Raw genomic sequence first — 20,235 nt, 5'->3', positions numbered from 1 at the left:
AAAAAAGTTAGGAGTGGTAAAGCATAATACTAACAACGTTGCAACTGCGTTAACAACACAACAACTTCATCAATTGCCTGTCGCACAACACTTGCAGGTTGCTCTGATTGATTCACGATAATACTAAAAACTAACGGTTCATACTTCGGCGCATTCATATATCCAGATAGAGAAATTGCACCCGTTAACGTACCTGTTTTTGCTTGCACAATGCCCTCAGCAGATGTACCTTGAAAGCGGCCCTTCAGAGTTCCACTTTTACCCGCCACTGGTAAAGAGGCACGATATAAATATGCTGTTGGTGTTCTTGCTATTGCCCGTAAAGTTTGTACAAAAGCTTCTGGTGTCACTAAGTTACGACGTGATAAACCTGAACCATCCACTAAAATGTAATTTGCTGGATCAACTCCCAATTGAGTTAAACTCGCTTTGACAACTTCTAAACCTACATCAGCGCTAGTTTGATTTTTCACTCTGAGTTTTTTCACAGATAATGCTCTCAGCAGTGCTTCAGCATAAAGATTATTACTATTTAGATTTGTCTCTGCTAATAACTCAGCTAAAGGTGGCGACTCTACAAATGCTATTTCCTCTTGATTAACACCACCATTTAGTAATAATGTTTGTCCCAAGGTAATTTTTTCTGTTGCCAAAGCAGTACGGAAGCGTCGTAAGAAGTAATAATTAGGGTCAACTACAGGTAAATCTATTAAAGACGGTTCTGAATTTGTTGTCAGTTGTCCTTGAATTCGTAATACTGTCCCAGATAACTCGCGGGTAACATTGATGTAGCTTGGTTGATTTTGGGCAACGGTTACTGACTGATTAATCGTCCGCCACTGTCTCGCTTCGCCAGCATCAGTCCATACGACTTGTAAAGATTTACCTACAGCCTGTGGTATAAGTTTTAAGCTAAAAATATTTTGATTCAGAATAAAGCTGTTGACTGGTGCGCCATAGTCTGACTGCACATCTTCCCATTGCCAAGTTGGGTTAACAATATCACCTTGAATATAACTATCATCAGCTATCAATTGCTGAATTTGAGTAATACCTTTTTGTTTTAGCTGCTGTGCCAATTTTTGCAGTTCAGCATCACTTAAACTAGGATCTCCCCTACCGACAACACGTAAAACACCATTGCCATTTTGATAAACAGAGGTGCGAATCCGAAAATTAGCACCCAATTGCTGCAATGCTGCTGCTGTTGTCAGCAATTTGAGGTTAGACGCGGGAGTAAAATATTTCTGAGCATCTCGACTGTAAAGAGTTTGTCCAGTTGACAGGGGTTGTACCAAAATTCCCCAGCGCACCCGACTAAATAAGGGGCGATTGATTACAGCATCTATAGCTGTTCCCAGTTGGGTAGAGCAAATTGATTTTGTGGTAATTCTTGGTGCAACTGGTGTTTGTGCTTTTGCAATAGAACTAAATCCTATCTGGCTAGTCAAAAATATTAATAAAACACCCAGTGGTTGATTTAAAGTCTTAAGTCTCACAAATTTTCCTTATCCCAAAGATAGATATTTTGACTTTGCCAAAGACTTCTTTCCGGAGAGAGAAGTAATTGATCAGTAAAGTTACTTAACTAGTATAGGGAAGATGTTCACATGTTTCATACGTGGGCGATCGCACAAACATAATTTATGGGACTACGAAATAGAAACCTAAATCAACCTGCATATACAGAAATACGAAATCGAGGCAATGGTGTGAGTACATTTTTATCTGGTGTAGCTGTATTACTCTCTACTTTGGCTTTGGGATGTAGCGGCTATGTAGCTTATGAAGTTTTCACGTTGCGGCAGACACTAAATGCTACCAATACAGCCAGCAACACCATTCCTACTCAAGTGCCAAGTCCTACAGCTGCAACTTCTCCACAAGCAACAGTCTCACCATCCCCAGTCAGTGCTACAACTTCAGCAATTAGCCCTGGTCAATTTGTGCAGCCTGCTTTTGGCAAAAAGGCAGAAGTTGAGTTACTTTCAGCAAAACGAATTAAAGATCCAGAAACCGGAAACCGTGATGTGGTGAATGTGCAAATGCGAATTCGTCGCCTTGCCACAGACGGAGTTGTTGGTGGCGATATTATATCGGTTGCTAGTACAACAGCCCGCAATCCTGAGACTAGCGTAACCTACAAAGGAGTTGCTCTTAATCGCTCAACAGGAAGCGTTTCTTTGTTCCAAGTACGTCCACAAGCTTCCGCAGATGCTTATATCTGGCTAAGAGTTCCCGACGGTATCAATAATTTGGACATTTTTGTGCCAGATACAGCTGCATTTAAAAATGTACCAATTTCTAATTAGTACTCTATTGGACAATACGGTTCAGAAGACGCGATAAATCGAGACGCGGTAAATTCAGACGCGATAAATCGCGTCTCTACAATAAGGGTTTTGTTGCTCATTCTGAACTGTATTGCTCTATCGGATTAATTTTGATAATGTGCAAGATTCCCAACTTCTTCATGAAGTCGGGAATCTGTACAACTTAACTCAAACAAAATTATTTAATCCTCTAAATTAGCAACCCCAAATTAATGATGGTAGATGACTGAGGTTGCAATTCAATAAAGATTACTCCTCTTCCTCTTCTTCGTCTTCTCCGAACACTGCATCTATAAGTTCTTGTGCGCGTTCGTCTGAAATTTTTAAGGCTTCCTGAAGCTCAGAGATATAATCTTGTTCTGCTTCGGGTACTTCTTCGTCAATTCCCACAACTAAGATAGCTGTGATGTATGCAGCTTCACGATAACCTCTATTGGGTAAGGATTCGATGGATTGAGCGATTAAATCTTCTGGTTCTTCTTCTTCAATCAAGCTGACGACTTTTTCGGTCAATTCTTCAAAGTCTTCTTCAGAGTAATCTTCAAATAAGTCAACCCGACCGAGAAATTCACTCAAAGCATATTCTTCTGTGGAAGAAATACCTTCACCATCAGCCGCAGCGGAGAAAAGTCCAAGAATTGCGATCGCAACTTCTGGTTCTAGAGCAACTGAACTAACACTACGGCCTTTGGGCAACTTGCGTTTAGACATAATTATCCTCTAAAAGTTACGTGATATTTCAGGAAGTAATACCTTGTGGTGTATAATTCTTCCTCGATTTATGATTCCCAAAAGAATGCGGAAATATACATTGGAATGATTGAAGAAGAATTCAGAAGTCAGAATGGCCTAAACCTTAGCTATCCGCTAACAGGAGTCAGAATAAAGACGCGACTCGAAAATACTCGCTACCGCCAGTCATACAGAAAACATTGCTGAATTCTGACTCCTGACTCCTGAATTCTGTTCAATAAAAATTCAGCAGACTGAAACCTTTGATATGTATAGTTTTGAAGAAGGATAAAGTAGCGCTTGATGCTTGATGCTGCATACCAGCGATCGCTTCTTCTATTAAATGCGTAATTTGATACCCAAACTGGGTATTACAAATAAGTACTTTAGATAAAATAGGTTTTTAAAGATGATTTTAAGTTTCAGAAATATCAGTGTTGTGTGTGCTGTATTTTTATCAGTCGGCGTTAGCAGCTTTCACAAGTCAGCCATAGCTACTATCAACAACCAGTCCCAACTGATAGCACAGCAGAGTCAAACCCAGCCACACCCAATTTTTAAATCTATTCTGCCTAAATTAAAGCGAAAGACTCAGATTAAGATTTTATTGCCAAAGTTTATTCCTGAGTTGGATGGGGAAAATCCAATTTACGCAATTATAGAAGCTGCTACGCCAAAGAAGTACGATATTTTACTGGGTTTCAGTCCTGACTGTACGGGTGGAACTGCCTGTCGTTTGGGTGTGCTTTCTGCTGAAGCAGTAACGCGCAAAACACCGCGCCTGACTGGTAAACCTGTATCTTTAGCTAAGGGTATTACTGGCTATTTTGTGGATTTTAGTTGTGGTGCTAATTGTTCAGATGCTACCTTGACTTGGAGACAACAGGGTGTGCAATATGTTGTTGGGCTAAAAGCAGGCGATCGCACTTCTTTAGTAAAAATGGCTAATTCTGCGATTAATCCCTAGCAACGTCAGAGTTTGATTGTACTTCCCAGCGAAACAGCCGTGGCAATTGAGATACATCTATGGCGTAGTTAACAATCCATAGCACTAATTCAAAAATCAATAAATATCGTACCCACTGCAACTCACTTGTAGAATCCAAAAGTGTCAAACCCTCATATAACTGCCAGAAGCGGTAAGGCAGATATATATAAGGAACCATTACCCATACGACATTTTGCAACTGCCTAAGTGTCACTCTTTCAGAGATGATTTGCAACCCTAATACGATAAAATACCAACCAAGTACAGTTAATACACTGCGATCGCCCCACAATACACCCCACAATAGCATGACCACTAATGGCAGCAATACTCCTAGCAGTTGCACTGAGCCAAACCAAATTTTATACCAACCGGGAAATGGTAAAGGTAGAGTGTAGGGCTTGGTGTTTTTCCATCCCCAGTTAACAACCACAATAAAAAGTGTGGCAATTAGGAAAAAGAGGAGATTTTCTAGGAGCAGATAGAGGTTGATGTTTAAGGAAGTCATGAGGGTATTATCAAGTTCTGGTGTTCGTGTGTCATTCTCCTGAAGTAGTATTTTTGCTATCCTGCCTTGTCTACGACACGTTCTTGCGTTCGACCTCCTGCCTTTTGCCTCCTGCCTTCTGCCTCCTGCCTCCTGCCTTCTGCCTTCTTCAACGACCTAACCAAGTCTTGATGATATCAAGAAGACTAGAACCTCCCCAAACCAGTGCCACTAGTATGGAAGTAGTTAAAACTGCCCCCATCACACACATAACTAGACCACCCAAGCTGATAGCACCATCATCTTCCGATAAGCCAAAGCTAGTTACAAAAATTCCCATTGCTGGCAGGGTATTAGTTCCTGGAATGGGAATCATCATGGAAATTCCCATCAAGGCGATCGCTATTCCAATGGTCACTCTACCTGGTAAAGTAGTACAGATATAGCTCAAACGAGGACGAGCGATCGCTTCAATTCTTTTTAACCAAGGAATTCCTGCCTTCAAAAACCCCTGAACTGTTGTAAGTTGCATAGGATGATTCATCATCCGCTTGGGTAGCCAGGGGATTTTTGCACCGGCAATCAGCTGTATAGCCAATAGAAAAATCAGGATGCCGAAAGGAGTTGAGTATCCCGGCGCTGGAACTGGCAAAGCGGAAGGTAGAGACAAAATAACTAGCAAAAATCCAAAAACTCTTTCTTTTGCTAACAGTAAAATCTCTGCCAATGTTACCTTTGAGGGTCGTTCTTCCTCAAAAAAATAGCGTTGTAATTCGTTAGACAGTTTAGCCATAGATTACCAATATTCCGCAAAATTAAGTAAATAAATATACCAATTAAAAAGCCAGATTCAGTAAAGACAATTGCTCATACCCCAAAGTAGCGAAGTGATTTCATCAGTTCTGGTAAATCCAGATGTATAGAACTTCTTACCTCTCAACAGTAGATCCACAACATCTTAACGTTTAGCAATTTTCCTGAATAAAAAGTAATATTAAATTTACATAAAGTTATGATGTAATCCTGGGAAACGTAGTGACAGATAGCAGGTTTTGAGTTAAGGGTGCAAGATGCAAAGATATTTGAAAGTACTAAGACTATTTTGGGGTGCTGCGATCGCAGCTGAGTTGGAATATCGGATTAATTTTTTCATAGCTACCCTCAGCAGCTTGGGAAATGTTGCCGGTAGCCTCTTTGGACTATTCTTGTTTTACCGCACTGGCTATACTTTTAGTGGCTGGTCATGGGAAGCAGCTTTAGTAGTTCTAGGAATTTTTACCTTACTGCAAGGATTTTCTGCTACTTTTCTGGCATCGAACTTAAATCGTATTGTCCGCCATGTCCAGGAAGGCACTTTGGATTTTATATTATTAAAACCTATCCGCAGTCAGTTTTGGCTTTCCACTCATACCCTTTCACCTTGGGGAATGCCGGATCTAGTTTTTGGTGGTATTATTATTGGCTACGCAGGTCAACGCCTGGGTGTAGGAATAGACAGCTATTTACTGGGTGTGCTGCCGTTATTGTTCAGCTTGGTGATTTTGTATAGCCTGTGGTTTATGCTGGGAGCGACAAGTATTTGGTTCGTCAAAATATACAACGTTACTGAAGTGTTGCGTGGTTTATTGGATGCTGGAAGATATCCCATTGCCGCATATCCCACGGCTTACCGCTTTTTCTTCACCTTTGTAATTCCAGTAGCTTTTTTAACAACCGTACCAGCCCAAGTGTTGTTGGGTCGGAGTGAAATTAGCTGGTTGATAGGTGCAGCAATATTAGCGGTAGCGCTGTTTTTTGTTTCTACTTGGTTTTGGCGGTTTGCGTTGCGGTTTTATACTAGCGCTTCGAGTTAACGAGATAATTGACATCCTCACCGACTTAAAGGCGCTCTTAAGAAGGAGTAATGAGTAATAAGTAATGAGTAATAAGTAATAAGTAATAAGTAATGAGTAATAAGTAATGAGTAATGAGTAAATACCCATTTTTCATCCACTCATTACTACTTACTCATTACTCATTACTTTAAAGCATTGCTTGAAGCACGGGGCTTTATAGACCCAATTATTTGGTAATCAGACAGAATTAATTACACAAGTTTTTTCCTGTAACCTGTAACCTGTTCCCTATCTCCACCAATGAATTTAATTGTGTCCGACTACTTATGAAAAGTAATCAAATTCCTCCTGGAAGCTTTGGTATACCTGTATTAGGTGAAACACTTTCCTTTGTTTTCGACCGCGATTTTGCTAAAAAGCGCTATCACCAGTATGGGCCTATCTTCAAAACCCATCTTCTTGGCAGACCAACTGTGGTAATGGCAGGACCGGAGGCATTAGAGTTTGTTTTGTCCAGCCATATCGAGAATTTTTCTTGGCGGGAAGGATGGCCTGATAATTTCAAGACATTACTGGGTGAATCACTTTTTTTGCAAGATGGAGAGGAACACCGCAAAAATCGCCGTTTAATGATGCCGGCATTGCATGGGCCCGCATTGGCGAATTATGTCTCCACAATGGAAGATATTACGCGCGGCTATCTCCAAAAGTGGGAGAAAAAACAGGAATTTACTTGGTTTCAAGAGTTTAAACAGCTGACATTTGATATTGCTAGTCAATTGTTGTTGGGTACGAGTCCTGGGCCTGAATGTGTGCGCCTTAGTCAGTTGTTTACAACCTTGACAAATGGGCTGTTTGCTATTAACCCGTTGTCTTTACCATTTACTACATTTGGTAAAGCTATAGCCGCTCGTAATGAAATTTTAGAACATCTAACTCAAGTTGTCAGAGAACGTCAGCAAAACCCAACTCAAGATACCATCAGCTTGTTAATAAAAGCTAGAGATGAAGATGGTAATAGCTTAAGTGAAAAAGAAATTATTGCCCAAGCGGTGCTGTTACTTTTTGCTGGACATGAAACAACTACTTCAATGCTGACTTGGTTGTGTGTAGAGTTAGCCCGTCATCCAGAAGTACTCGAAAAAGCAAGAGTTGAACAATTGCAACTTGCAAGTAAAGGTGATTTAGATTTAGAACAATTGGGCAAAATGCCCTATTTAGAGCAGGTTTTGTGGGAAGTCGAAAGATTGCATCAACCTGTCGGAGGTGGTTTTCGTGGTGTAATTAAAGACTTTGAGTTTAAAGGCTATCACGTACCGGCTGGTTGGCAGTTGTTGTATTCAATTATGATCACTCACAGCCTAAAAGAAATTTACCTTGAACCAGAGCGTTTTGATCCAGATCGTTTCAGTCCCCAGCGTCAAGAACATAAAAAATATCCTTTTAGTTTAGTTGGTTTCGGTGGTGGGCCACGCATCTGTATTGGTATAGCCTTTGCCAAAATGGAAATGAAGATTATTGCTGCCCACCTTCTACGCGATTATCATTGGGAGATATTACCCAATCAAAGTTTAGAAACAGTGTTAGTTCCTAGCAATCGCCCTAAAGATGGGTTACGGGTTAGATTTCAACCTCGGTGAAATGTTTTATGGCATCCCAAATAGACATACACTTGCCTAACAGAGTTTTAGAACGTTTGCAAACTGCGAAAGATTTTGTGGGTGGAAGCGTTAACTCTTTAAGTAACTCAGCACAACAAGCTGGAGAATCTTTGAAGGCAACAGCAACTACAACGACCGATAAAGCAATTAATACAGTTACGACAAGCTTAGAGCAAACTTGGCAAACTGCTGATAAATTTAAAAGTACAACATCGGGAGCAGTTAAAGATGTAATGGCATCTTCTGTAAGTGATTGGCTGACACAACACCCGATATTTTTTCGGTTAGTTCAAATACTAGGTTGGGCGACTAATCACCCAATTATTAGTATAGTGATTTTGGTGTTTGCGATCGCTCTTATTTGGAGCATCATCAAAGCAATTGTCCGGTTGATTGAAACAGCTAGTTGGTCAATACTCCAAGTTCCGTTAAAATTGCTTCAGGCTTTTATTAAAGTTAGCTTTCTATCCTTAACTAAATTTGGCAGTTTTGCTGTTCAACAAATTACAGCGACTAAAACAACCGATAATCTGCCAGCTTTGTTACCTGAAAGTTTTCAACCACATAAACAACAACGATTAGCAGAAATTTCTAGTCGATTAGAAGCAATTCAAAAGGAACAGCATGAGCTTTTACAAGAAGCAGCAGACTTGATTGCTTCTGACACAATTGATAGAGACAATACAAAATTTATAATTCCGAATTCAGAACAAGAAAGTGGAGAAATTAAACCCGTTTATACTCCTATAGAGAAGCAAGCTACATCCGCCAGTCACATTCCAATTCAATTCTGAATTCTGACTCCTGACTCCTGAATTCTATTTTATTAAACAGCTAAAAAGCGTTGAATCACATCTTGGCTGAGTTCGGCTGTGGAACCGGAGGCGACAATACCACCTTTTTGCATGGCGTAATAGTAATCAGCCTGACGGACAAAGTGCAAATGTTGCTCTACCAATAATACAGAAATACCTGTGGTTTCGACGATGCGACGGACTGCGGCTTCAATTTCTAGGATGATGGAGGGTTGAATCCCTTCCGTGGGTTCATCTAAGACGAGTAATTGAGGTTCTCCCATTAAAGCACGTGCGATCGCTAATTGTTGCTGTTGTCCACCACTCAAATCGCCACCCATCCGCGAAAGCATGGTTTTTAACACCGGGAATAAGCTAAAAACTTCCTCTGGAATTTCTGCTTTTTTTACTGGTTTGCGTCTAGCCTCTAATCCCAGCAGCAGATTTTCTTTGACTGTCAACCGGGGGATAATTTCTCGTCCTTGGGGGACATAACCAATTCCCAACTTTGCCCTTTGGTCTGGGGATTTTGAGTTGATTAATTCTTCAGCTAAGTTAATAGTACCGCTACGGGGTTTGAGTAAACCCATAATTGTTTTGAGTAAAGTAGATTTCCCTACGCCATTGCGTCCAATTAGGCAAACCATTTGCCCAGATGGTACGCTTAAATCTACATTGCGGAGAATGTGGCTTTCGCCGTAGTAAACGTTGAGGTTAGAGATTTTTAGCACTATAAATTACCTAGATATTAAAATTTCACGCAGAGCTACAGAGTAATATTAGCCTCCTGACCGCAACAAACAAGTAAAACCTTCTTGTTCAAAAAGATAACTAATTATACTGATGATCTCTGCATCACTTGTAATATATTGCTTAAATTTATAACATACAAAACTTTTCTAAGTATATTGAAATATACCAGAACTTATCCGTCTATTTATTCAATTTGTTATAAAGCTTTAGGATTCAATTTTGTTGTTTCTTGACTTCACGCGCATCTGAATGCAGAGCTATAAAATCTTGTACAGCGATCGCTCTTTGAGCATCTTTCTCTGACATCTCTTGCCGTGATAATACCTCTGGGGGTGTGATCAGCTAATCAGCATTTAAAATGCAACCTCAATCCGGTTGGTGAAAACCTGCTTGAGCAAGTTCTGTCATAGATCCAAGAATCTCCGTGGCTAAAGCTACGGATAGTGTCAAGGTTAGTGCTGTTGAAGTAACAGAGTTGACCCATGATGAGCAAAGCGATCGCAACATTCAAGTGTATAATAATGAGCAAGAAAAATATTTTTCAGGCAAGAAATCTAAATCTTCAAAAGTATTAACAAGTAATTTTAACGATTTGTGGATTAGTAAGGTTACGAATTAGATGACAACTGCTGACCACTTACTTTTTGCATTGAAACTTTTTACTGCCTTGGGCTGCGGACTTGTGGCGGGAGTCTTCTTTGCCTTCTCGACTTTTGTAATGAATGCTCTTGCTCGACTTCAGCCAAGAGAAGGCATGTCCGCCATGCAGTCGATTAATATCACAGCGATCAATCCGTTATTTATGATGGCGCTCTTTGGAACCGCTTTGGCTTGCCTCTTTCTGGCGATCGCTTCGCTGTCAAAGTGGCATCAACCCGATGCTGTTTACTTACTAGTTGGTAGCCTACTCTATCTCGTTGGCACTGTTGTGGTGACGATCGCCTTCAATGTGCCGTTGAATGATGCTCTGGCGATCGCCAAAGCAGATAGCACTGAGGGCGCAGACTTGTGGGCTAGATATCTGACCAACTGGACGCTCTGGAACCATGTTCGGACGATAGCAGCGTTTGGGGCAGCAGCATTGTTGACGATCGCACTCTGTAAACAAACAGTGCAATAAGGAATCCGCTTTGATTTCAGGCAATAGGCAACAGGCAACAGTCAAGAAGGCTTCTTAGTTGTACTGAGTTTTGTTCAAAAATCAAATATGAGTCCTATAGGAATGTTAAGTATCAGAGTAAAAATAGGATAATTCTACTCATGAAAATGTAGGTATTTTTTTGAGTCAATATTAGTGTTAGATCCGCATACGATAATTGGTCATAATTACACAATAAGCTAACGAATGATAGAGTTAAACTGCAATGGAAAGTATTAAAAGGATTTAACAGAACTATGCCAATTAAAAAACACATTAATCTGAATCAAGGAAGTTTCCTCAATCCCGCAGATAAAAATATAGTTGTCACTTTAGCTAGTGAAGATATTTTAACTTTAATCACGCAAGAATTAAAAACTCGTTATTCCCCAGAAACTCAAAAAATCCTACTTGAGGAGAGTTCCCAGTTGTTGCCTGATTTCGTGCTTCAAGAATTATTAAAGCGCCAAGAGGAGGTAATAAACGTTAACCCAGATACCTTAATAGTGGTTAACTGTCAGCTAGCAGAGGTAGAGGTCGATGACTTGGGATTTGATTTAAATGTCGAAGCGTATTTTGTAATTACAGATACAACAGGTCAAAATCATTTTCGGGCTAATAAGATAGTTCTTTGGTCGAATATATGGGGTGATGAAGAACGTCTTCTTGAATTAGAAGATGAACTAGGTGAGCAATTCTGGACACATTATCAAATCCAGTTGCTTTTTGATGAAAAAGAGCAGCCAACAATTGAACTGGAAGTATCACAAACAGATGATTATGCAGCGAGATTAGAATTTTATCCATCACTGAAAATGTTTTCACCATCCATAGTTCCCTTTTCCCCCTTAAGCGAAAACTATTGTGAGTAAGGATGTATAGCTGTAATGAAAAACTCCACGCCACTTGCGGGATGGCACTAAGTTAATCACAAAGCCCTGATATAACTGGCTTTTTGGGTGTGGGGAGATAGAAAAAAGCAGCAAACCTGCCACACCTCCCACACCCTGCCCTGACGATGTTTCAGCTTTACAAGCGTGAAATTCGGGCATGGGGAAAATATGGGGAAAAAGCTACCAATGCCCTAACTAAGCAACCTTAACCTACCAAATCTTGGGATGGAGTTTCACGCCGCTTTGAATGAACATCGTCATTAGTCCTTTGTCCTCTGTAAACACAAATGACTAATGACGATGGATAACCTAATGAGTTAATTTGCGAGTTAAATTGGTAATATAAAAACAGCGATTTTGAGATTTCAAAATGAGTAAATTGCCTGTTTAACTAATGATGGGCTTTTTCTCGTCAAATTTAAACTACTCCTGTTCCTTTCTGAACTTAGGTTAGGCATCTCTTGCCAGCAGTGGCGGCAGAACCAGTAGGTTTCTTGTAAGCGAATGTGACGGAGCATTTGGTTTGAACAGCAAGGGCAGTTTGTCATAAAATTGTTGTTTTATTAAAAAAGTTAAACAGAAATAAGTAGTTTGCTCTTGGCTTTACTACCAACAGTTTTAATTTATAAATAGAAAATAAAGAACTAATGAAGAAATGAAAGTAGTTAACAACTTTTAAAAAATCTCAGTAGTCTTGTAGTGGCGTGTTAACAGAGTGTAACGATTAGTGGTAGGCGTTAGTGGCTGGTTTAAAACCGACGCTTATACGCCTGATAACTGATGACTGGTGACTGGTTCACTCCATTAGTGAAGTAAAATCCCAACCCAGCAGTTGAGCAACTTGAGCCGGGAGGGTAACTGGATTAAAGGGTTTGAGGATTACACCTGCAACTTGATACTGTTGCAAAATTTGCGAATCGAGCCATCGCGCTTTAGCACTGAGCAGCACTACTGGAATAGCTTGAGTTTCTGGATTATTTCTTAGCTTACTCATAAACTCAAAACTAGCCATGTCACGGATTGAGATATCTAATACAATCGCATCAGGACTATGGCGTACTGCATTCTGCAATCCTTCTGATGGAGAATCTGCTGTCACCACATCCCAACCAGCTAAATCTTGGAGGCAAAATTTTACTATCTCACGTACATTCAGTTCATCGTCAATGAGCAATATCGTTTTGCCAGTTATATTTACCTCCAATAGCATATTCATACACTTTTTCAGTGAGATAAATTATTTTTATCTGCAAACAAAAAATATATATTACAAAAATAAAAAACTAATAAAGATATAAAAATTGTTACAAATCTTAAAAAATAGAATTCAGGAGTCAAGAGCCAGAATGGGCTAAACCTTAGCTATCCGCTAACAGAATTGAATTCTGTGCGATCGCTGCATGAATAAATGGGTTTAAGTCCCTACTCCCTACTCTCTACTCCTTCCTTAGAGGATGTTTGAAAAGTCCTCTTAAGCCTTCGTTTCTGAATTCTGACTTCTGAATTCTGAATTCTTCTTCAAGAATTAATTGTCCCACCCCAGAATCTCAGTAACTTCGTTGCAAATAGAGGTGGGTTCAAAGGGTTTGGTAATAATCCCGGCAATTCCCATCTGGGCGAAACGGGCGCGATCGCTCCCTTGGACTTTCGCTGTTAACAAAATCACTGGTATAGCTTGGGTTGCTGAATCTGCCTGAAGTTTTTCGTATACTGCAAAGCCATCAATATCAGGCATAGAGACATCAAGTAGAATGGCATCAATGGGTTCTGTCTGGGCGATTTTTAGTCCTTCTGCCCCTGATGCAGCAGTCAGGGTGTCCCATCCTCCCAAATCTTCTAAACAAGCTTGTACTAATTCGCGGATTCGTTCTTCATCATCTACAACTAACAATCTTTTTGTCATTTGTCATTTGTCATTTGTCATTTGTCATTAATTGTTCTCCCCTGCTCCCTGCCCTCTGCCTAATTTCTCGGCAATGGCAGAGTGAAGAAAAACGTGCTGCCGACACTAAGAGTACTCTCAGCCCAGATTTGCCCACCGTGCTGATCAATAATACTACGACAGATTGCTAATCCCAAGCCTGTGCCGCCTTTGGTGCGAGAATCAGATGCATCTACTTGCTGAAATCTTCCAAAGATTGCTTCTAACTTATCTGCTGGGATACCTCGTCCTTGATCCGTGATCTGGAAAAGTACGCGGTCTGTTTGCTGTTGGACACTCAGGGTAATAGTAGAATCGGCAGGCGAGAATTTAATCGCATTACCTAACAAATTGGTGAGTGTTTGCACAATGGCATCAGCCGCCGCCCAAACTTGAGCATTGCTGGGGTGGATCTTAAAGATAATATTTTGTTGATTAGCGATCGCCTGCACTCCTGCTACTGCTTGTTGAATTAAATCGGCTGCATTGCAGGTGGCTTTTTCTAGGACAGCGCGATCCGATTCTAAGCGTTCCAAATCGAGAATATCGTTAACTAGACGCACTAAGCGATCGCTGTCGATGGCTGCAATCTCAATCATCCGCTTGAATTTGTCTGGTTTTTTGTCGTAGATACCTGTTTGTAGTAAGCCGAGTGCGGCGCGAATAGCAGTTAAGGGAGTACGAAGTTCGTGACTAACGATGCCAATAAACTCACTCTTCATCAGGTTAATCTGCTCTAGTTCAGTAATATCTTCGGCAATACCAGCAATCCGAACTACCTCGCCTAATTCATTTTTGATTGGAAATGCGCGATCGCGAATCCAACGGATTGAACGATCAGGGCGGATAATCCGATATTTTTTATCGTATTGCCCTGGTTTAAGCTGTTCAATGACTTCAGTTTCGACGCGCTGGCGATCTTCTGGGTGAATTGCATCTAACCAATTTGAATAGTTGTGATACAAGTCCTCACAATTTCTTTGCCAGATGGTTTGGTATGCGTTGCTCACATATAGAACTTGTTGACTTTGATTATCGGTCATCCAAAATACTGCTTGGATGTTTTCTGCCAGCTGACGAAACTTTTCTTCGCTCTCGCGTAAAGCTTCTTCGATGCCTTTACGCTTGGTGATATCTTGGTGAACCGCAACCAGAACGTCGCCGTAGTCGGGATGCCTAAATACAGAAGTCGTCACACTACACCAAAATGGTGTACCATCTTTTTTAAGATTCTGGACTTCGTAGTTGGCTTCAGTATTTTGTAAGACAGCAGACAAAGTGGCTTGATTTACATCTTCAGTATTTACCGATTTGGTGACACTACTCACAATCGAAACGTGCTGACCGTTGAGTTCATTAGAGTCATAGCCAAACATCTGCTCAAATTTAGGATTGGCATAGATAATGACTGCATTATCAATTCTCACTAAGCAAATGCCTTCCCCCATATTTCGGGTGATTACAGCCTGAAGCTCCAGCTTTTGCGCCTGTTCTAAAAGTGTGAGTTGGGTTTGTTGCTGCTCTATCACTGTTTTTCGCAGGCGATCATTCGTCTCTGTCAGTTGTGCAGTGCGTTCTTGCACCCGTTGCTCAAGTTCGGCATTTAGTTGTTGTAGGTCAATTTCTGCTTGTTTGCGCTCCGTTAGTTCTATCTGTAACTGTTTAAACAAATCTGCTTGCTGGATAGCAATGCTTACCTGCGCTCCTAACTGCCGCAACAGAGTAATTTCTGAAGATTGCCACTCACGAGGAGCCGCACATTGATGAGCTGCCATTAATCCCCACAATTCATCTCCCAAAGAAATGGGAACGACGAGATTTGCCCTCACCTGGAGACTTTCCAAAAATTGAACGTGACAGGGACTAATTCCGGCAGTATAAATATCAGTTTTCGCAGTGACTAAGCCTTGTTTAAAGGGTTCAACGTTCTCTTCACCAATGCAAGGGTCGTAAATCTGGAGTGGTAAAAGAGCCATCCATTCCGGTGCAACAGACTCAACAACAATTGTTCCACCCCAACCTGGATAAAATTGAAAGATAGTGACGCGATCGCACTCTAGAAAATGCCGCACTTCATCGACAGTAGTTTGCAAGATATCTTGTAAATTCAGCGATCGCCGGATACGCTGAGTCATTTCCATCACTAAGCGCTGTTGCTCAAATTGCTGTTGCAACGTTTCTTGTGCTTGTTTGCGATCGTCAAGAGTTATCCGCAATTGCTCGGCATTTTCCTGAGACAATTGTTGGTTGAGTTGTTGAATCTTCCGTCTGCTGTATTGAAGATTGCCTGTCACCAAGTTAATTATCAAGGCAACCAATAAGAAAATTCCTAACCGCAATACATCTTCTGATTGATTAATCCCCAGTTGATATCGAGGGGGAATCAAGTAATAATCAATTGCCAGTGTGGAAAGAACAACTGTAACAATTCCTGGTCGAAAGCCACCATACCAAGTACTGGCGATGATCGCTATGTAGAAAAATCCACCAATGGTTCGAGAAATCAGCGGTTCTAGCCAGACTGACAAGAAGGTGGCGATCGCAGCTGAGGCAATAGCCACACCGTACTTCAATAATCGTGATTTTCCGATCATGCTTGACTTCTGCCTAGCTGAGAGCGCCAGCGCGTTCTTTGAATGCGGCTCAGTACCCGTGTCACAAGTTCTGGCCCTAGCACTGGCTTGCTGATAAAATCATCGGCTCCGGCAGCAAAAGCTTGCTGAAGAAATTCTGCATCAGTATGGGCTGTCACTACTAAAATCGGTAAATCTCCCCACTGGGCATCTTGGCGCACAACTTTGCACAACTCTAAACCATTAACTATCGGCATTTCTAAATCTAGCACCACCAAATCTGGAGATGTTGCAATCAGCACCTTCCAAAATTGTTGTGATAGAGAGAGAGTTGTTACTTCCAGCCCCCAAGGAGTTAGTAACGCCGATAGTCCAGCCAGGATTACAGGATCATCATCTACGATTAAAACTTTGGCTTCGGAAGTTTTAGGTTGAGGTAAGACACGAGCGATCGCCTGAAAAATCTGCTCGGTTGTCGCCGGTTTATGCAAAAATTGTCTAGCTCCTAAACGCGATACTGCCAGTCGATCTACTAGGGTATCTCTTCCTGTAAAAACAATCACTGGGATATTTGGCGATCGCTGTACTATCTCGCTCAACAATACTAATCCATCTTCTTCGGTTCCAGGAAAACTCAAATCCAGTAAAACTACGTCAGGAGTTTTTAAGGAAAAAAGCGATCGGGCTGTTGCTAAATTTGGTGCAACCTTCATTCTGATTCCCCATGAGTCGGCTTCTGCCTGCAACTGTTCCGTCAGCATCGCATCATCATCGATGACTAACAGACGATAAGTTTGGTTCATCGGGACGCTTTGAGCGGTGGAAGTAACAACAGGCTTGCTTAACTCTTGCTGTAATGCTGTTACCAGTTGCGAGAAATCAGAGATTTTATCTGGAGATAGCGAGGAATATTGAAGCAGTAAATGCTCTATTTTTCGTGCTAGCCGGGAACCCTCTGGATAACCGAACGACCCCATCGAACCTGCTAGCTTATGGGCTTCATGCAATGCCTGCTGGTGTAAATCTTCATTAAAATTCCCGGCTAAGAGTGCAGTTTTTGCCCGTTCCAACACTCCAACCTGTCCAACAAAGGAATTACGAAATCGCTCCAGCACCCGATTTACAGAAGTCATATCTTTGGAGCCGGTTTTTTTCTTTCCATCGGGATTTGTTGCCATAACAGAGATGGAATGATTAGGTGCAGGCTTGATGCGATAGCCCATACCATATATAGTTTCTAGAAATTCTTCTGCTAGTCCTGCTGTTTTCAGCTTCTTTCGCAAGTCTTTAATATGAGTCGTAACTGCACTTTCAGTTGGTGCATCCCCAAATCCCCAGAGCCGATCTAGAATGACTGCACGACTAAAGATCCGATCTGGGTTTTGCAGAAACAATTCCAGCAGTTTGTATTCAGTGGCGGTAAGGGGAATTTCCTGATCATTACAAGTTACTCTGCCAGCATGTGGATCTAAACAGAGATTTCCCCAGGTTAACGTGGATGATGAGATTGCCTCATTGCGTCGTAATAAAGAGCGAATTCTGGCTAGTAATGCTTCTGAGTTGAATGGCTTAATGACGTAATCATCTGCTCCGGCATCTAACCCAGCAACAATGTCTGCATTAGAATTTTTCCCAGTTAGCAACAGAATAGATTTACGGTAGCCTTGCTTTCGCAGTTGCCGGCATAAGCTAATGCCATCCAGTTTTGGAATTAACCAGTCCAGCAAAATCAACTCATATTCAGTCGATAGTGCTAGTTCTAATCCAGCTTGTCCATTGCTTGCGATATCGATAGTATAACGATTTGCACTCAACAACTCGAAGAGTGCTGTACTCAATAATACGTCATCCTCTACCAACAAAATTTTCATAAGTTGCATCTAAAGAAGATGCTTATGACACCTCCGCGATCGCAGCGCACACTATCTGCGTGGTCAAACTCCTGTGTAATTTTAATATATTGTTACAAACATTACAACAAGTTCATTATTTTTTTGCAGTCTGATATTTTTTTTTACAAATCTTGATAAAAGGCATTCATATAAGATATGCTCTTTATGATTAAAAATCCCTAACTCGTTAACCTACGCCCCGACAGCTTCCTTCACGGCGTACAAAACTTCAGCGTTGATTTCTTTGAAACCGCGATCGCAATTAAATTTATTAGTGCTGCACTAGAGTTATATTCTGTTAACTGAAATTATTACTGAATAGCACGTACAAACTTATAATTCACATTTTACAAATAGTTGTGATTGTTCTCAAGCTAGACAAAGGCTTTCTTCCACTTGCTATGAACAAGCTGGCTTTCTTGGTCTGCTGAAGTCAGAATAAGTAATAATAAAAGGCATTCCTTAAGATATGCCCTTTATTATTAAAAATCTCTAACCTGTTAATCTACGCCCCGACAGCTTCCTTCGCAGCGTATAACACCTCAGCGTTGATTTCTTTGAAACCGCGATCGCGGGCAAATTTTTCAGTATTTCGCTTCACTTTCCCGCGAACAAATCCCGGAATCTTATTCAATTCTGCTTGACCATCTTTTGTCCAATTCAAATCAGAATCAGCCGAAATTCCTCTAGTAATTACTTCTTTGGTATCATGACCACCGAAGATTTCTAATAGGTGATCTTCCATTCCTAAAGTGAAGGAATTGTAGATCAAATCTGTAATCTGATTTGTGCCTTCGTAACCCATAAATGGTTTGTAACCAATGGGGAAGTTTTGGACGTGGATTGGTGCAGCAATTACGCCACAGGGAATATCCAAACGCTTACCAACGTGACGTTCCATTTGCGTACCGAAAATGGCAGAGGGTTCGACACGAGCGATCGCATCCCCAATTTCACCATGATCTTCGGAAATTAGCACTTCATCGCAATACTCGCTCACCTGTTCGCGGAACCAATCGGCATCATATTTACAATAAGTACCAGCCCAAACAACATGAATCCCCATTTCTCGCGCCAGAATCTTGGTAATGGCGGCGGCGTGGGTGTTGTCACCAAAAACCACAGCTTTTTTGCCAGTCAAGTTTTGACAGTCAATCGAACGGGAGAACCAAGCAGCCTGAGAGACATGGAGGGTTTGCTCATTGATGAAGTTTTCGTAGTCAACTTCTGCACCTTGAGCATTAATTACCTGCTGAATCTTGCGAATACAACGGGCAGTTTCCACTACACCCATTGGAGTAATGTCTATATAAGGTGTGCCAAATTGTTCTTCCAGGTAACGAGCTGTAGTCAAACCGAGTTCACGGTAAGGCACTAGGTTAAACCAGGCTTGGGACATCTTTTTCAAGTCATTCACCGAAGCACCTTCAGGAATTAAGGTATTTACCTCAATTCCTAAATCAGCCATCAGCCGTTTCAGTTCGGTGCAGTCGTGATTATTGTGGAAACCGAGGGTGGTAGTACCGATAATGTTAACCGAGGGCTTTGCTGTTTTGCCCTCTGGTAATTCGCCCCGTTTCCGAGCTTTTTCGATGTAGTATTGGACAATTTGATCCAAAGTGCGATCGGCGGCTTGCAGTTCGTTGTAGCGGTAGTGGTTCACATCCGCCAGCATGACATCTCCTTTCGCTTCCAACTGCGCCCGTTCCACAAAGTTGTGTAGATCCTCTTGCAAAATGCTGGAGGTGCAGGTGGGAGTTAACACAATCAAATCTGGGTGTTCCTCGGCATCCTTGCGGACGATGTTATCTACCACCTTCTCTTGGGAGCCGCGTGCCAAAACGTTGCGATCGACAACACTGGTTGTCACCGGAGTAAAATCCCTCTCCCGCGATAGCATGGAGCGCATGACGTTAAAGTAGTCATCGCCAATGGGAGCGTGCATGATCGCATGAACATTTTTAAAAGAACTAGCGATTCGCAGAGTGCCGATGTGGGCTGGGCCAGCATACATCCAGTAAGCCAATTTCATGTTTGTGTCTCCCTTTTCAACTCAAATAACTAAGTAAGTGGGCGTAAAAAAATATAAGATGGACTTCACCATCAACCCCTTCGGTGCGTAGTTTACCGCCGTAGGCATCGCACAGCTGCCGTTGGCAGGGAAAGGGGAATAGGATTAAAGCCAAGGAGAGATGTTTGGAGAGAGGTCTTACATTTAATTCAGCCGATCTACTT

Annotated in this window: 18 protein-coding genes; 8 read left to right on the top strand and 10 right to left on the bottom strand. The window is 41.5% G+C overall.

All coding sequences use genetic code 11. From position 1 onward, the window contains the following. Positions 1–29: 29 nt before the first annotated feature. Positions 30–1,499, bottom strand: coding sequence for a D-alanyl-D-alanine carboxypeptidase/D-alanyl-D-alanine endopeptidase (gene dacB / locus RRG12_RS30740; RefSeq protein ID WP_420761816.1), 1,470 nt, complete (start codon positions 1,497–1,499; stop codon positions 30–32). 213 nt (positions 1,500–1,712) lie between these two features. On the opposite strand from dacB, the gene RRG12_RS30735 reads away from it, so the two are divergent. Further along, positions 1,713–2,312 carry a hypothetical protein gene (locus RRG12_RS30735; RefSeq protein WP_420761824.1) on the top strand — a complete coding sequence of 200 codons (600 nt, stop codon included), beginning with the start codon at positions 1,713–1,715 and terminating at the stop codon, positions 2,310–2,312. Between the two features lie 270 nt (positions 2,313–2,582). On the opposite strand, the gene RRG12_RS30730 is transcribed toward RRG12_RS30735, so the two are convergent. Continuing rightward, positions 2,583–3,044: a tellurite resistance TerB family protein gene (locus RRG12_RS30730; RefSeq protein WP_420761815.1), complete on the bottom strand. Its 462-nt coding sequence runs from the start codon at positions 3,042–3,044 to the stop codon at positions 2,583–2,585. Between the two features lie 430 nt (positions 3,045–3,474). On the opposite strand from RRG12_RS30730, the gene RRG12_RS30725 reads away from it, so the two are divergent. Continuing rightward, entirely contained in the window at positions 3,475–4,032 is a 558-nt protein-coding gene (locus RRG12_RS30725) for a hypothetical protein (protein WP_420761814.1), read from the top strand. Here the strand turns inward: RRG12_RS30725 and RRG12_RS30720 are convergent. Both RRG12_RS30720 and RRG12_RS30715 read right to left on the bottom strand, forming a co-directional pair. Further along, a complete protein-coding gene (locus tag RRG12_RS30720; RefSeq protein ID WP_420761813.1) occupies positions 4,022–4,561 on the bottom strand; it encodes a hypothetical protein in 540 nt (179 codons plus the stop codon). The two genes, RRG12_RS30725 and RRG12_RS30720, sit on opposite strands and share 11 nt — an antisense overlap. Before the next feature lie 148 nt (positions 4,562–4,709). Next, positions 4,710–5,333 (bottom strand): exopolysaccharide biosynthesis protein, encoded by a 624-nt coding sequence (locus RRG12_RS30715; RefSeq protein WP_069067790.1) that lies wholly within the window; start codon positions 5,331–5,333, stop codon positions 4,710–4,712. A 277-nt stretch (positions 5,334–5,610) separates the two neighbouring features. Here RRG12_RS30715 and RRG12_RS30710 point away from each other — a divergent pair, with 277 nt between their 5' ends. The 3 genes from RRG12_RS30710 to RRG12_RS30700 all read left to right on the top strand — a co-directional run bounded on the left by RRG12_RS30710 (position 5,611) and on the right by RRG12_RS30700 (position 8,830). Beyond that, positions 5,611–6,393, top strand: a complete 783-nt coding sequence (locus tag RRG12_RS30710) for an ABC transporter permease (RefSeq protein ID WP_420761812.1) — start codon at positions 5,611–5,613, stop codon at positions 6,391–6,393. Positions 6,394–6,701: 308 nt separating this feature from the next. Continuing rightward, positions 6,702–8,015 (top strand): cytochrome P450, encoded by a 1,314-nt coding sequence (locus RRG12_RS30705; RefSeq protein ID WP_420761811.1) that lies wholly within the window; start codon positions 6,702–6,704, stop codon positions 8,013–8,015. A gap of 8 nt (positions 8,016–8,023) precedes the next feature. Then, complete coding sequence (locus tag RRG12_RS30700) at positions 8,024–8,830, top strand: hypothetical protein (protein ID WP_420761810.1); 807 nt, start codon at positions 8,024–8,026, stop codon at positions 8,828–8,830. 32 nt (positions 8,831–8,862) lie between these two features. On the opposite strand, the gene urtE is transcribed toward RRG12_RS30700, so the two are convergent. Continuing rightward, positions 8,863–9,561, bottom strand: coding sequence for an urea ABC transporter ATP-binding subunit UrtE (gene urtE / locus RRG12_RS30695; RefSeq protein ID WP_109007390.1), 699 nt, complete (start codon positions 9,559–9,561; stop codon positions 8,863–8,865). Positions 9,562–10,007: 446 nt separating this feature from the next. Here urtE and RRG12_RS30690 point away from each other — a divergent pair, with 446 nt between their 5' ends. The 3 genes from RRG12_RS30690 (at position 10,008) to RRG12_RS30680 (ending at position 11,593) form a co-directional block, all read left to right on the top strand. After that, positions 10,008–10,202 (top strand): hypothetical protein, encoded by a 195-nt coding sequence (locus tag RRG12_RS30690; protein ID WP_069067794.1) that lies wholly within the window; start codon positions 10,008–10,010, stop codon positions 10,200–10,202. Beyond that, positions 10,203–10,703 (top strand): DUF1772 domain-containing protein, encoded by a 501-nt coding sequence (locus RRG12_RS30685; RefSeq protein ID WP_420761809.1) that lies wholly within the window; start codon positions 10,203–10,205, stop codon positions 10,701–10,703. It begins immediately after the preceding gene. A gap of 275 nt (positions 10,704–10,978) precedes the next feature. Next, complete coding sequence (locus RRG12_RS30680; protein ID WP_420761808.1) at positions 10,979–11,593, top strand: hypothetical protein; 615 nt, start codon at positions 10,979–10,981, stop codon at positions 11,591–11,593. A gap of 817 nt (positions 11,594–12,410) precedes the next feature. On the opposite strand, the gene RRG12_RS30675 is transcribed toward RRG12_RS30680, so the two are convergent. From RRG12_RS30675 to bchB, 5 genes are all read right to left on the bottom strand, one after another. After that, on the bottom strand, positions 12,411–12,830 hold the full coding sequence (locus tag RRG12_RS30675) for a response regulator (RefSeq protein ID WP_069067796.1): 420 nt from the start codon (positions 12,828–12,830) through the stop codon (positions 12,411–12,413). 309 nt (positions 12,831–13,139) lie between these two features. Then, positions 13,140–13,517 (bottom strand): response regulator, encoded by a 378-nt coding sequence (locus RRG12_RS30670; protein WP_420761807.1) that lies wholly within the window; start codon positions 13,515–13,517, stop codon positions 13,140–13,142. A 59-nt stretch (positions 13,518–13,576) separates the two neighbouring features. Then, on the bottom strand, positions 13,577–16,129 hold the full coding sequence (locus RRG12_RS30665) for an ATP-binding protein (RefSeq protein ID WP_420761806.1): 2,553 nt from the start codon (positions 16,127–16,129) through the stop codon (positions 13,577–13,579). Next, entirely contained in the window at positions 16,126–17,988 is a 1,863-nt protein-coding gene (locus RRG12_RS30660; RefSeq protein ID WP_420761805.1) for a response regulator, read from the bottom strand. Before RRG12_RS30660 ends, RRG12_RS30665 begins: the two co-directional genes overlap by 4 nt. A gap of 517 nt (positions 17,989–18,505) precedes the next feature. Further along, a complete protein-coding gene (bchB, locus tag RRG12_RS30655) occupies positions 18,506–20,032 on the bottom strand; it encodes a ferredoxin:protochlorophyllide reductase (ATP-dependent) subunit B (RefSeq protein ID WP_069067799.1) in 1,527 nt (508 codons plus the stop codon). Between the last annotated feature and the right edge of the window lie 203 nt (positions 20,033–20,235).

It is taken from the genome of Nostoc sp. CALU 546 (genome assembly GCF_048836525.1).
Note: the sequence above shows the minus strand (reverse complement) of the source record. Positions and strands in the feature narration are given on the sequence as shown.